This is a genomic window from Bacillus sp. YKCMOAS1 (assembly GCF_030268125.1).
GTDB classification, from domain to species: domain Bacteria; phylum Bacillota; class Bacilli; order Bacillales; family Bacillaceae; genus Bacillus; species Bacillus safensis.
In genome coordinates, this window is sequence record NZ_BSEI01000001.1 from 375,843 (window position 1) to 390,485 (window position 14,643).

General features: G+C 40.0%; 11 protein-coding genes. 7 read left to right on the forward strand and 4 right to left on the reverse strand.

Going from position 1 to position 14,643, the window contains the following annotated elements:
- Positions 1-5: 5 nt before the first annotated feature.
- On the reverse strand, positions 6-341 hold the full coding sequence (locus tag QSJ46_RS02020) for a membrane protein (protein WP_047201847.1): 336 nt from the start codon (positions 339-341) through the stop codon (positions 6-8).
- A 197-nt stretch (positions 342-538) separates the two neighbouring features.
- Here QSJ46_RS02020 and QSJ46_RS02025 point away from each other — a divergent pair, with 197 nt between their 5' ends.
- A complete protein-coding gene (locus tag QSJ46_RS02025; RefSeq protein ID WP_047201848.1) occupies positions 539-769 on the forward strand; it encodes a hypothetical protein in 231 nt (76 codons plus the stop codon).
- 228 nt (positions 770-997) lie between these two features.
- On the opposite strand, the gene uvrA is transcribed toward QSJ46_RS02025, so the two are convergent.
- The 3 genes from uvrA to QSJ46_RS02040 form a co-directional block, all read right to left on the reverse strand.
- On the reverse strand, positions 998-3,874 hold the full coding sequence (uvrA, locus tag QSJ46_RS02030; protein ID WP_285604204.1) for an excinuclease ABC subunit UvrA: 2,877 nt from the start codon (positions 3,872-3,874) through the stop codon (positions 998-1,000).
- A 7-nt stretch (positions 3,875-3,881) separates the two neighbouring features.
- The gene (gene uvrB, locus QSJ46_RS02035) at positions 3,882-5,867 is read right to left on the reverse strand and encodes an excinuclease ABC subunit UvrB (RefSeq protein WP_039181713.1); all 1,986 of its coding nucleotides are present in this window, start codon (positions 5,865-5,867) and stop codon (positions 3,882-3,884) included.
- A 293-nt stretch (positions 5,868-6,160) separates the two neighbouring features.
- Complete coding sequence (locus tag QSJ46_RS02040) at positions 6,161-6,406, reverse strand: CsbA family protein (protein ID WP_024426229.1); 246 nt, start codon at positions 6,404-6,406, stop codon at positions 6,161-6,163.
- 282 nt (positions 6,407-6,688) lie between these two features.
- On the opposite strand from QSJ46_RS02040, the gene QSJ46_RS02045 reads away from it, so the two are divergent.
- From QSJ46_RS02045 to QSJ46_RS02070, 6 genes are all read left to right on the forward strand, one after another.
- On the forward strand, positions 6,689-9,220 hold the full coding sequence (locus tag QSJ46_RS02045) for a PEP/pyruvate-binding domain-containing protein (RefSeq protein ID WP_285604205.1): 2,532 nt from the start codon (positions 6,689-6,691) through the stop codon (positions 9,218-9,220).
- Between the two features lie 80 nt (positions 9,221-9,300).
- Positions 9,301-9,873: a TetR/AcrR family transcriptional regulator gene (locus QSJ46_RS02050; protein WP_047201852.1), complete on the forward strand. Its 573-nt coding sequence runs from the start codon at positions 9,301-9,303 to the stop codon at positions 9,871-9,873.
- Positions 9,874-9,913: 40 nt separating this feature from the next.
- Positions 9,914-11,248 carry an MFS transporter gene (locus tag QSJ46_RS02055; RefSeq protein ID WP_058837553.1) on the forward strand — a complete coding sequence of 445 codons (1,335 nt, stop codon included), beginning with the start codon at positions 9,914-9,916 and terminating at the stop codon, positions 11,246-11,248.
- A gap of 277 nt (positions 11,249-11,525) precedes the next feature.
- Positions 11,526-12,509, forward strand: coding sequence for a YncE family protein (locus QSJ46_RS02060; RefSeq protein WP_269773639.1), 984 nt, complete (start codon positions 11,526-11,528; stop codon positions 12,507-12,509).
- A complete protein-coding gene (locus QSJ46_RS02065) occupies positions 12,506-13,192 on the forward strand; it encodes a response regulator transcription factor (protein WP_107163007.1) in 687 nt (228 codons plus the stop codon). The genes QSJ46_RS02060 and QSJ46_RS02065 overlap by 4 nt, the downstream gene beginning before the upstream one ends.
- On the forward strand, positions 13,189-14,604 hold the full coding sequence (locus QSJ46_RS02070; protein ID WP_285604206.1) for a HAMP domain-containing sensor histidine kinase: 1,416 nt from the start codon (positions 13,189-13,191) through the stop codon (positions 14,602-14,604). Before QSJ46_RS02065 ends, QSJ46_RS02070 begins: the two co-directional genes overlap by 4 nt.
- Positions 14,605-14,643: the final 39 nt, after the last annotated feature.

The window sequence follows — 14,643 nt, forward strand, 5'->3', positions numbered from 1 at the left end:
CCCTCCTAAGATTTGATGGATTGAAGTACTTTAATACCTTGAATGATATTCCAAATGACAGAGATCAAAAAGCCAATGACTACTAAAAAAGACAAGATGAACACCGTCATGACTGGAATGAGCGAGTCGCCTGCCTGTGTCGCCAATAAAAACGGGATAGACCCAAAAACCAATACAATGCATGCTGCGACCGGTAAAAGATGTGACCATAATGCCCGCATCGCATGCCGTTTCGTTTCCTTTTGGTCTACTACAAAAACCGCCACGATCGGTACGATAAACGGCATAAAAAATACACTAAAGTAACAAATAGAAGCAATAATCGACTGATCTCTATTCATATATATTCGCTCCTTCATAACGAAAATTCCTTTCTAACTCATACGTTTATTGCGTATAAAAAGTTTCAAAATCATTCGATTTACATATGACCTTAGACACAAATTATTTCTTTTTGCACCTAAGAGTAGATTCTTCACAGATTACCCTTTAAAATATGTTGAAAAGATGGTGATTATCATTATAGGGGGTAATTATTTTGACAGATCATCATAATTCAAACCATACGGCTCAAACGCTTTTAGACCTTATACAGAAACAGAAAAGCATGAACAGTGATATGATCAGGGAGCTTGAGACCATTCATCCGTCTCATCCAAAGTATGGTGATATCCGTTATTTAAAGGTACTGCTCGACAGCAGCAGCACGCATATTTTAAAGGATTTAACGCACCTCAGTAATTTAATGCCGAAAGAAGATGTCCAATAAAAGAAAAACCCCTCTTATCGAGGGGTTTCAGACTGTTGACAAAGGGCTAAAATGATCTTGATTTTAGCCCTTTGTCTTCTTTTCAGCGTGATAGAAAACCTTTGCAGTCTAGGAAGGACGAGCATCGGAGCGGAGCGAATTTGACATTCTTGAGCACCGAAGCGCAGAACTGACAAAGAATGCGAGGGTTTGTCTACACGCTGAACCCCTCATATCGAGGGGTTTTCTTTATGAAGAAGTCACACTTTCCGTTTCTTTAACCAACTGTTTCATACGCTTACGGTCACGCTCTAAAATAGGCTTCAAGTATTGACCTGTGTAAGATGTTTCTTCTTTTGCAATGTCTTCAGGAGTGCCGGAGGCAATGATCGTTCCGCCGCCTGCACCGCCTTCTGGTCCGAGATCAACGAGGTAATCAGCAGCCTTGATAATGTCAAGGTTGTGCTCAATGACCAGCACCGTATCACCGTTCTCAACCAAACGCTGAAGCACTTTTAATAAACGGGCAATATCATCCACATGCAGACCTGTTGTCGGCTCGTCCAAAATGTAAAGAGACCTTCCGTTTGAACGGCGGTGAAGCTCAGATGCCAATTTCACGCGCTGCGCCTCTCCTCCGGACAATGTCGTTGCAGGCTGTCCAAGTGTAATGTATCCAAGCCCCACATCATAAATCGTTTGAAGCTTCCGCTTAATTTTCGGGATATTCTCGAAAAATTGGAGTGCGTCCTCCACCGTCATTTCCAGCACATCAGCAATGTTCTTCCCTTTATATGTGACCTCAAGAGTTTCACGGTTATAACGTTTCCCGTGACACACTTCACAAGGTACATACACATCTGGCAAAAAGTGCATTTCAATTTTAATGATGCCATCCCCACGGCACGCCTCACAGCGTCCGCCTTTGACGTTAAAACTGAATCTGCCTTTTTTATAGCCTCTTACCTTTGCTTCGTTGGTTTGTGCAAACACATCCCGCACATCATCAAAGACACCTGTATACGTGGCAGGGTTCGATCTTGGTGTACGGCCAATTGGAGATTGATCAATATCAATGACCTTATCCAAATGATCCATTCCTTTGATTTCTTTGTGCTGACCTGGCTTCGCCTTCGCTCTGTGCAACTTTTGTGAAAGTGATTTTAATAGAATTTCATTCACAAGCGTACTTTTCCCTGAGCCGGATACTCCAGTCACAGCTGTAAAGACGCCAAGAGGAAACTTCGCATTCACGTTTTTCAGGTTGTTTTCTTTTGCACCTTTTATCTCAATATAGCGGCCGTCAGGCTTTCTTCTCTCAATTGGCAGCGGAATAAATTTCTCACCAGATAAATATTGCCCTGTTAATGATTTCGGGTCCTTCATGACTTCTTCTGGCGTTCCAGCTGAAATCACTTCTCCTCCATGAACTCCTGCTCCAGGTCCAATATCTATTAAATAATCAGCGGCTAGCATGGTATCTTCATCATGCTCGACGACAATCAGTGTGTTCCCGATGTCGCGCATGTTTTTCAACGTCCCAATCAACCGGTCATTATCGCGCTGATGCAGACCAATGGATGGTTCATCTAATATATAAAGAACACCTGTCAGCCTTGACCCGATTTGAGTCGCCAGGCGAATCCGCTGCGCTTCTCCACCTGATAGTGTGCCAGCTGACCGGCTCAAATTCAGATAATCTAATCCCACATTATTTAAGAAAGACAAGCGCTCTTTGATTTCACGCAAAATGAGCTGGGCAATCTGCAAATCTTTCTCAGACAACTCGATTTTTTCATAGAAATCAAGGGCATCAGAGACAGACAAATCGGTGATTTCTCCGATATGCTTGCCATTGATGAGAACCGCCAGCGTTTCTTTTTTCAGACGATATCCTTTACATGTCGGACATGGCTGATTCGCCATATATTTTTCCATTTGCTCACGAATATAATCAGAGCTGGTTTCTTTATAGCGTCGTTCAATATTACGAAGAACACCTTCAAACTCAATTTCATTTTCACGTACCTGTCCAAAATCATTTTCGTATTTAAAATAAATCCGTTCAGATCCGCTTCCATATAAAATTTTATCGAATAAATGCGATGGGATATCTTTCACAGGAATGTCCATGTCGATGCCATAATGTGTACATACGGCCTCAAGAAGCTGAGGATAGTATTGCGAGCTTTGCGGCTCCCATGGTGCAATGGCATGCTGACGTAAAGTCAGATCCTTATTAGGAATGACAAGCTCAGGGTCGACTTCTAGTTTGGAACCGAGCCCATCACAGCTCGGGCAGGCACCAAAAGGACTATTAAATGAAAACATTCTCGGCTCAAGTTCACCAATAGAGAACCCGCAATGCGGACAAGCATGATGTTCGCTGAATAACAGCTCTTCTTGTCCAATCACATCAATCATCACTCGGCCTTCGCCCAGCCGCAGCGCGGTTTCAAGTGAGTCAGACAGACGAGCAGCCACGCCTTCCTTCACCACAATTCGATCAATGACTACTTCAATGGAATGCTTCTTGTTCTTTTCAAGGTCGATATCTTCTGAAAGGTCTTCCATCTCTCCATCGACTCTCACTCGCACATAGCCCTGCTTCCGAATTTGATCAAGTACTTTCACATGTGTTCCTTTGCGGCCGGAAACAACTGGGGCAAGCACTTGTAATTTCGTTCTTTCAGGATACTCTAAAATACGATCTGTCATCTGCTCAATCGTTTGTGACGTAATTTCAATCCCATGTATAGGACAAATCGGTTTTCCGACTCGAGCATACAAGAGACGCAAATAATCATAAATCTCAGTGACAGTACCAACTGTTGATCTAGGGTTTCGGCTCGTCGTTTTCTGGTCAATACTAATCGCCGGAGAAAGACCTTCAATGGCATCTACATCCGGTTTATCCATTTGCCCAAGAAATTGGCGTGCATACGCTGAAAGAGATTCAACGTACCTGCGCTGACCTTCTGCATAAATGGTATCAAAGGCAAGCGACGATTTTCCTGAACCAGATAATCCCGTAATGACCACTAGCTGGTCACGCGGGATATTCACATCAATATTTTTAAGGTTGTGGGCTCTAGCACCTTTCACCTCTATTCGTTCCATAGCCATCAGGCAATCATCCTTCCGCTTTTAGCTCTAGCAATAGATCTCTTAATTCTGCTGCTTTTTCAAAATCAAGCGCTTTTGCTGCATCTTTCATTTCCATCTCGACTTTTTCGATCACTTTTTCTCTTTCTTTTTTGCTCATTTTCGAAAGCTTTGGTGCTGCTTTTGTTTCGTATTCTTCCGAATCCTCATGTATCTTTGTTGCCTTAATAACATCTCGAATTTTCTTATGGATCGTTTGTGGGGTAATCCCAAATTTCTCGTTATATGCTTCTTGCTGTTCTCGTCTTCGCTTCGTTTCTTGAATCGCAATGTCCATCGATTTCGTCATATTGTCTGCATACATAATGACCCGACCTTCTGCATTTCTCGCTGCACGGCCAATCGTCTGGATGAGGGATCTTTCAGAGCGCAAAAAGCCTTCTTTATCCGCATCTAAAATGGCCACGAGCGACACCTCTGGAATATCCAGTCCTTCACGAAGAAGGTTGATTCCAACAAGCACATCATATTTACCGAGACGCAAATCACGGATAATCTCAATCCGCTCAAGGGTCTTAATTTCTGAATGCAGGTAATTTACCTTGATTCCGATTTCTTTTAAATAATCAGTAAGATCCTCAGACATTTTCTTCGTCAATGTGGTCACGAGCACACGCTCATTTTTCTCAATTCGTGCATGAATTTCTCCAATTAAGTCATCAATTTGTCCTTCAATTGGGCGGACTTCAATAATTGGATCAAGTAATCCTGTTGGACGGATAATTTGTTCCACAACCTCAGGCGTTTTCTCAAGCTCGTATGGACCAGGCGTTGCTGATACATGCACGATATGATTGATATGCTTTTCAAACTCATCAAAGGTGAGCGGTCTGTTATCAAGTGCTGATGGCAGGCGGAATCCGTGATCAACCAACACTTGCTTTCTCGCTTGGTCCCCGTTGTACATGGCACGGATTTGCGGAATCGTCACATGCGATTCATCGACAACAATCATAAAATCATCTGGGAAATAATCAAGCAGTGTGTAAGGTGTTGAACCAGGAGGACGCAAGGTCAGATGTCTTGAATAATTCTCGATTCCTGAACAAAAGCCCATCTCTCTCATCATCTCAAGGTCATATCTTGTCCGCTGCTCAAGGCGCTGCGCTTCAAGCAATTTTCCATTTTCGCGAAGCTTTTCGAGCTGTTCTTCTAGCTCTTGTTCAATATTGATAATTGCTTTTTCCATTTTTTCTTCTCTTGTGACGAAGTGAGATGCTGGGAAAATGGCCACATGATCACGATCACCAAGTATTTCTCCAGTCAACGCATCCACTTCACGAATACGTTCAATTTCATCACCGAAAAACTCCACTCTGATACAATGCTCATCTCGTGAAGCAGGAAAAATCTCAACGACATCTCCTCTGACTCGGAAGGTTCCGCGCTGAAAATCTATATCATTACGAGAATACTGAATATCCACCAGCTTACGAAGGAGCTGATTGCGTTCAATCTCCATTTCAGTGCGCAATGACAGCACAAGCTCTCTGTATTCCTCTGGCGAACCTAAGCCATAAATACAGGACACACTGGCAATGATGATGACATCCCTTCTCTCAAATAACGAGGACGTAGCCGAGTGTCTCAGCTTATCAATCTCATCATTGATACTGGCATCCTTCTCAATAAATGTATCGGTCTGAGGTACATATGCCTCTGGCTGATAATAATCATAGTAACTCACAAAATATTCAACAGCATTATTCGGGAAAAATTCCTTGAATTCGCTGTATAACTGACCGGCAAGTGTCTTATTATGCGCAATGACAAGAGTCGGTTTGTTCACTTCTTTGATCAGGTTGGAGACAGTAAAGGTCTTTCCCGTACCTGTAGCACCTAACAGCGTTTGATGCTGTTTCCCCTGATGGATCCCCTCAACAAGCTTTTCAATCGCCTTTGGCTGATCTCCTTGGGGCTGATAGTTAGAAACTAATTCAAAGCGGTCACTCACATCAAAGCCTCCGTTTCGTTACGAAAATCTATCTAATGAATATATTATCATAAAAGAACACAAAAATACGAACTAAAGTTCGGCTCTCACTTGATTTTTATTTCCAATACAGTCATACCCTCTCTCCCTTGGCAAATAACCCTCTTAAGAAAACCTTCCTTTCAGTATGGAACATTTTGGAGTGAGATATTCGATGAGCAGAAAAAGAAAGCTGCGCTTACTAGAAATCGTAAGCACAGCTCTTGTTTAAAACATGTCAGTTTTCAGCCATCATGCTCTTGATGGCGATGACATCATTGATTTTCTTCAGCTTTTTCTCTTTTTTCGATTTCTTTCTTAGCCATAAACAAAGCCCCAGCTACTAAAGAAATAATATCTAATCCCACAATAAAGTAGGTTTCTGTATAGCCCTTCATATACGAAGCAAATAAAAGCGCTGCTGTTAACGCAATGCCCACGTAATGATTGTAAGTAACCTTTGAAAATAAAATAACGAGCAAGAAAGGAAAAACTAGTGCAAATATGGCTTTTGTAATCACAAAAACCCTCCCTCTTCATGGTCTACTTCCTTGATTATAGTAAAGATTGGCATATTGAACAATTCACAGTTTTCAATTTCGCCGTTTTTTTTCATGTTCGGAGACTTTTGTTTTAGAAATAGAAGGAAATTAGTGAGATTGTCCCCTTTGTAAAGATAGGTCTTTCTGTCTTTGACAATAACATCCAATCAATCCTATGATTAAAATGATAGTGCGCACTATCATTTTAAAAAAATAGAGAAACATACAAACCATTGGCTATTTGGATAAGGGGGCATTCCCATGTATTCAGTTTTATTTCATGCGGCTGAAGAATCCGCATCACTCGCAGGGGCAAAAGGCCTAAATTTAATCAAATTAAACAATCACGGCCTGCCAGTCCCAGATGGATTTATTATTAAAACCAACAGCTTTGAAAGCTTTCTTTCATATCACAATCTGCAGCCAGCAGAACAAAACCTTTCTCAAAAAATCAAAGAAGCATCGTTTCCTTCACAAATGGAAGCAGAGCTACTTTCGTCCTTTCAATCATTGCGGAAGACTTATCCCTCAGTTGCAGTCCGCTCCTCTGCTGTTGCTGAAGATCTCGAAGGCGCCTCATTTGCAGGACAGTACGAGACCTATTTAAATATCAAATCAAATGAAGAATTTTTACTAGCTGTCAAAGAATGCTGGTCTTCTTATTTTGCAGCGAGAGTCACAGACTATAAGGAAGAGATGTATGAAAACGAGGAAGAGATGCCGCTTATGGCCGTTGTCGTTCAAGGATTGATCCATTCTGACGTTTCCGGTGTCATCTTTAGTGAGAATCCCATATCGGGAAAAACAAATGAAATGATGCTGACCGCAAGCTACGGATTGGGAGAAGCAATTGTCTCCGGTCTTGTGACACCAGACACGTTTATTGTAGATAAAGAGAACTTTTCGATTGAAAAAACACTTGGGGCGAAAGAGCTACAAATTGTTCCTTTCCAAGAGGGTGTCATCGAGGAACCAGTAGCGGAGGAAATGGCTGGCCAGTTTTGCCTAAACGATGATCAATTAATAGAAATCGCACAAATCACAAAACAAGTAGAAGAACTTTACGGACATGGAGTCGATATCGAATTTGGTATAGCAAATGGGTCGTTTTATTTACTTCAAGCAAGGCCGATTACCACAGCTCTCTCAAAATCAGCAAATGAAACAGCAGGTGCTTCTTTTCTCATGCAGCCAGAAGAGCTGCAAGATTTCTGGATTTCAATGGACGATCATATGCCTGGTCCAACAAGCCCTCTTTTCTCAAGCCTGATCATACCAGCCTTAAAAAGCGGGATGAAGAAAAATGGAGAAAAGTATCAAGTACCTGATATGAACATCAAAGATATTAAGCTTTACAGGGGACACCTATACTCTGCACCGGAAATGTCTCAAGCGGGAGAGACAGCTGCACCCGTTTTTAATGAAAGTATGTTTGAGTTATTTCCACATCTAAGTGAACGGATGTATAAGATTCTTGAAGAAAACTTCTTTCCATTTTACGAAAAACTCGATCGCCAAATAAATGAGCCTATGACCATTGAAAAAGCAATCGAAGGCTTTGAAGAATTAAAGGCTTTTTATATACGAGCATATGATGATCATTTTGATATCATCATGCCACAAGTCATTCTATCATCCATAATCGAAGACATGCTTGTGACGTATACCGGTGATCAAACACAAGTCGTCTTGCTGCACGAAATGATGATAGGCGTAATGAACAAATCTCTTGAAATAGATAAGATGCTATCGGATATAGCAAAGGAAGTCCTTCAAGATCCAGAGCTTCATCAAGCATTTATTCAACATGAAAAGAACCCAGAGCTGTTGTATGCACTCAATCACTCGAAAAAAGGAAAACACTTCATTTCGAAATTAGAAGAATTTCTCCAGGTTTACGGCTGGCGATCTGTTAAAAGTCATGACTTTACGGAAGAAACATGGATAGAGAACCCTGAGTATATATTAGATATCATTAGAAATAACATTCAGACCCAATGTGATTTTGATGAAGAATTTGCAAAAGCAGTGATCAAAAGACAAGAAACGTATAAACATTTTATGAGTCAAGTGAAGGATGAGTCGTTTAAAACAAAATTTGAGACGCTGTATCAATTTGCCCTTCAAGCAGCGAATATCCGAGATGACCACCATTTCTACATTGATGCCATGTTAGATGCTAAAGCCCGGGTATATCTATTAAAAATTGGTGAACTTCTTACACAAAAAGGAGCAATTCCTCATCAAAATGATATATGGAATCTCTATGATGAAGAGGTATACAAAGCACTCACAACGTCTACCTCATTCGAATCGGTTGTCCAGCAAAGAAAAATAGAAATGAAAGAAAATGAAGACATTCAACTCCCAGCTTACACCGGCACACCAACTGAAGCTGAATTGCAGCAAGTGGAAAGAATGCTTGGTTCGTTAAGAGAAAACGAAAACAACACAAACGATGTGATCCATGGAATTGGCGCATCCAGTGGTATTGTTTCTGGAAGAGTAAAAGTCATTACATGCGCTGAAGAATTCTCACAATTTCAAAAGGATGATATTTTAGTTTGCAAATCGACTACACCCTTATGGACGAGCTTATTTAGAGATGCAAAAGCAGTCATCACAGATGCTGGAGGCATTTTATCTCATTCAGCTATTATTGCTAGAGAGTATATGATGCCAGCTGTCTTAGGGACTAGAATAGCAACTGAAACACTCCAATCCGGTGACCTTGTGACAGTAGATGGCAGCAATGGACGCGTTCAGATATTAAATCAGCATTCACGTTCATGAACTAATCGTATTGGCGGTCATAGATTTTATCGGTATACTTACTTTGTTGCAAACACATTCATAACCTGAGGTGAGTATGCTTGTTAAAATCTACAAATCAACGAATCATTCGCGCAACAATGGATTTATTAACTGAAAAGGGCTATCAAAAAACAACAACCAAAGAAATAGCGGCAAAAGCGAATGTGAGTGAAGCAACTATTTTCCGCAACTTTAAAAACAAACGCGGCGTCATTGCTGCCATTATGAAGATGAAATCATTACCGACAAAAACTCTAGAAGCAGAATTTAAAGGCGATTTATACACCGATTTAAAGTTTCTCGGTACCTATTTCCTTGAAAATTTGAATTCCAAAAAAGAATTTATTTATATCAGCATGCGAGAACCGGATATGTTTAAGGATTTAACGAATCATGAAAAGTTATATCCTCAAGAACTGAGAGAAATGCTGATACAATATTTCAAAAAGATGGGTGCCAAGCATCATGTATTAAAAGGAAAAGAAGACATTTATGCAGACATCTTCATTAGTACGTATTATGGATTTTTCATTCAGCAACTAGAGCAAGATTTCCAACTCGTGCTCACACAAAAAGAAGATTTTATTGAGACATGCACACACATTTTCATGAGAGGAATTTCTCCCGCTTAAAGGGTGAAATTCTTCTTTTTTACAAAAGGTGGTATACACATTGAAGTTAAACAAAGAGAGCCTCATCATCTATTCTTTGTTGCTTGGGGCTATACTAGTTCCAGTCAACTCAACGATGATCGCAGTTGCTCTATCATCCATATCAACGTATTATGATCAATCCCTTTCAAACATCACTTGGGTTGTCACAATTTATCTTATTGTCATGGCAGTCACTCAGCCTATCGCTGGTAAGTTAGGAGATATATACGGACACCGGCGAATGTATTTAATTGGGGTCATGCTCTTTTTAATTGGCTCGATTGGATGTGCTTTAGCACCTAATCTAGCTTTTCTCATCATTTTTCGTTCCATTCAAGCAGCTGGTGGTGCTATTTTAACACCGAATAGCATTGCATTGATTCGTGCAACAGTATCCCCCGAAAAACTGTCTAAAACAATGGGATACTTTGGTTTTGGAGCCGGTATTGGTGCCGCACTTGGACCTTTTATTGGTTCGATTCTTATTCAGAGTTTTGATTGGCACTCTATATTCTTTGTAAATATCCCATTCTTGTTCCTTACACTTGTTACCGGCGTATTACTCATTCCAAAAATAAACCATACACGCTTACAAGTAAATGTGGACATCATTGGTTCATTGTACTTAACCATCGGGATTGCCACACTCATTCTATGCACAAAAAGCCATTTGCTAAATGAATACTTGATCTATGGAATTCTAGCGTTGATCGTCATTCCATTATTCTTTATACATGTACGGAAAGTAAAGAATCCGATCATCGATTTATCGCTTTTTAAAAACAGTTCATTTACAAATGCTAACCTGTCGATCATGCTAAGTAATTTTGTCATGTATGCCATCCTTCTAATTATGCCGCTGTTTATGGAACAACAACTTTCACTGTCTCATACACAAAGCGGTATCATTCTATCAGTATTTTCTCTTTGCATGTCTATTAGCGGCTTGCTAGGGGCAAGACTCCATCCGAAAAAAGGCGCGAAAAAAATGATTGGTTTTTCATTTATCTGCCTCACTTTATCAGGGATCATGTTAATCACACTCAGTCAGTACCCTACCTTACCACTGCTAATCGTGACACTTATCGCAGGTGGAATTTCATCAGGGATTGGAATGACTAGTATGCAGATGGCTTCTTTAACGTCTGTTGATCAAAGTTTATCTGGTTCAGCATCTGGTATTTTCTCTACCTTTCGATATTTTGGCAGTATCATTTCGTCTACATTGATTGGGGTCATGAGTGGTTTTCAATCTTTATTTATTGTATTGATGGGTGCAGGCATTCTTGGTTTCTTTTTATCTCAACGTGTAAAAACAAAATCAACCTCCCCATCATCTGAACATTCCGCCTAATGGCTCCCTTGCTCTATGTCTATTTAGAGCGGGGGAGTTTTTCATCATTTGTATCACTGTAAGCTATCGCAAGTGCATCCATCAAATCCTGAAAATCATCTTTTAAAGAAGGAAAAATGGCATACGACCAGACAAAAAAGGAACTTCAGGTACAAATTGTCTCCCCTCACTTCACCTAAAAACTCTTTTTCATTCTTTTCAGCATAAATAACTTCAATTTTTTTTCACAATTTTTGTGGTATGATTTTGAAAATAGAGAACGCAAAGGAGCGGAAGAATGGAACGTATGAAATATGTTTTAATCTGTTTATCAGCTCTACTTTTATTCTTGACAGGCTGTGGAAAAGAACAGCAATTTACACCGCCAGGCAGCTCTCAATCGATCGCTGTCATCTCTCAATTAAAAAAAGCCTCCTTTTCAATAGTTGATATACAAAAAAATAAAATGCTCTCTTCTGTGGATTTAAAACACCCACTTACTGATCTTATTCAAATCAATAAAGACGTCATCATCGCTACAAGTAAAGAGGGAGAATCCCTTATCGAAATCAATCTAAAAAATGGGACAGCAACAGATTATATGAATGTTGATAAAGGGCTGACTTCCCTTACATATGATGCAGCTTCTCATACATTAATTGCTGCAAATTCGCAGAAAAATGTCGTTTATTTTATTGATACGAAAAGGAAAAAAATAAAATCAACTGTGAAAACCGGAAAATTACCTTCTTCTATGACACTTTCTTCATCAGGTGTTTTATTTGTTTTAAATGCAGAAAGTCATACTGTCTCAGTCATAGATATTGAAAAGGAAAAAAATATACGTACGTTTTCTGTACTTGAACGGCCTTCTGGGATTCATTTTGATGGACAGTCCATTTGGATCGGCGGCCATGGTAAACAAGGTACCTTAAATAAAAGTATTCTTGCTTATGACCCTAAAACAGGCAAAAAACAGCGAGAAATAAAGCTAGGCGTTATGCCTGTTGCATTTTTTCCAGAGAAAAATTCTTCTACTTTATATGTACTATGTCATGGAGATCATACGCTATACAAAGTAGATACCAAAACAAATAAGCAGCTTGCTTCTGTTGAAACTGGTCAAAATCCGAATTATATCACCGCTGATACGACATCAATTTATGTGAGTAACTTGGATGACAACTCAGTATCCATCATCGATAAACACTCACTTATTATGAAAAATCAACTAAATGTCCCATCAGGACCTTATGCTATCGTGTTGGAGGAAAAGAAATGAAGGAACAAATGCGTATTTTAATCGTAGATGATGAGCTTGATATGCTTGAGTTAATCGGGTCTTTTTTAAAGAGACATGGCTTTCACATTACTACTGCGAATAATGGAAAAGATGCCTTGCATCAGCTTGAAAAGGAATCTATTGACCTTGTTGTATTAGATATCATGATGCCTGACATGGATGGATTTGAAGTCTGTCAGCGTATTCGACAAACATCTCAAATTCCAATTTTATTTTTAACAGCAAGGAGTTATGAGGAGGACCGAATTAGAGGACTTGAAATTGGAGCAGATGACTACATCATGAAACCTTTCAGTCTGCGTGAGCTTGCAGCAAGAATTGAAACAACCCTGAGACGAATTAGAGGTCTTTCGCTAAAGCGCAGCCGAATACAGATTGGTGACATGGAGATTGATCAAGATGGCAGACAAGTTTACCTCCATCAACAGCCCGTTAATTTAACAAGAAGAGAATTTGATTTGCTCATGTTTCTTTTGCTCAACCAAGGACATGTGTTTTCAAGAGAACACCTTTATCAAAAATTGTGGGAATCACATTCAACGAGCGGCTCTTTAAGAACAGTCGATACACATATCAAAACGCTGCGACTGAAATTAAAGGAAGCAGAACGATATATTAAAACCGTTTGGGGTGTCGGCTATAAGTTTGAGGAGGAAGAATGAAGCCATTATCGATTAAAAAGAAAGTACTCTTCTTAATCCTTGCAGTAATCGGAATCGTTGCAGCCTCAGCGCTTGCCCTTACCTTTTACTTATACCAGCATTTATATATTGATAAACAGATCGATTCCTTAAGTCTGCAAGGTAAGAAGCTGGCAGAAATCTACCACACACACGGGAAAGACAAGTATTTTACCGACAGAATGAAATGGGCAAATGACTCAAGTCAGGCGAACGTTATTTTTACAGATGATCCAATGGAACTTTCAAGTGGACTTCCTTTTGATACGGACACAAATGACAATCTCATTACGTTCAAGGAACGCCAAAGGCTCCTTCAAGGTGAAACCGTCGTATTAATTAGAGAACACCCAAAGTTTCACCAAGATATTCTTGGTATCGCCATTCCTGTTTTCTCAAGCAATGATGATCTATCGGGAACTATTTTCCTCTCCATGCCCTTATCAGATGTATATGAACCCTTTGTCCAAATTAGATTAACGCTTGGTATATCAATCTTATTGATTCTGCTTCTGATATTCTTGATCGGATATAAGAGCTCCAATCAAATTGTGCAGACCATTAATAAAATGAAAGAAATTGCAATAGAAATGGAATCTGGTGATTTCTCAAAACGAATGGCCGTAACCAAAAAAGGAGATGAGTTAAACCAGCTTAGCCGCTCCTTTAATAAACTGTCTTCAACCCTCGAAAAAGTTGAACAGCACCGCAGAGAATTTCTTGCGAATGTCTCTCACGAACTTAGAACGCCTTTAAGTTATATGAAAGGCTATGCAGAAGGAATTGAAGAAGGGATCATTGATCAAAAGAAAGGGATGCAAATCATCCAAGATGAGGCCACACGTTTAAGCCGTCTTGTGCACGATCTTTTAGATCTTGCACAGTTAGAAGGAGACTCTTATCCACTAACGATGGAGCCAATTGTCTTTGCACAGCTGATCCACGATGTTCTTGATCAAATGGCATTCGTCGCTGACAAAAAAAGCATTACTTTCAAACGAACGCTTGAAGAGGATTGTATTGTTTATGGTGATAGCGACCGTCTCCAACAAGTGATACGTAATTTACTGGACAATGCCATTCATTACACGCCATCTGGGAAATCAATATCAATTGAATTACAAGCTCACCAAAGTGTTGCTCAATTGAGAGTGACCGACGAAGGCAATGGTATTCCAAAAGAAGATCTTCCACATGTTTCTGAGCGATTTTATCGTGTAAATAAAGCACGAACAAGAAAAGATGGCGGCTCTGGCCTTGGACTAGCCATTGTCTATCAAATCATCAAAAAACATCATGGGACATTCGACATTCAATCTGAGCCTGGCTTTGGTACAACAGCCATCATTCAACTTCCCAATGCTCCATTCAATGAGAGCTCACCTACTCTATAGCTACTCACATATTTTACTCTCATTGGAATCACTACTTTA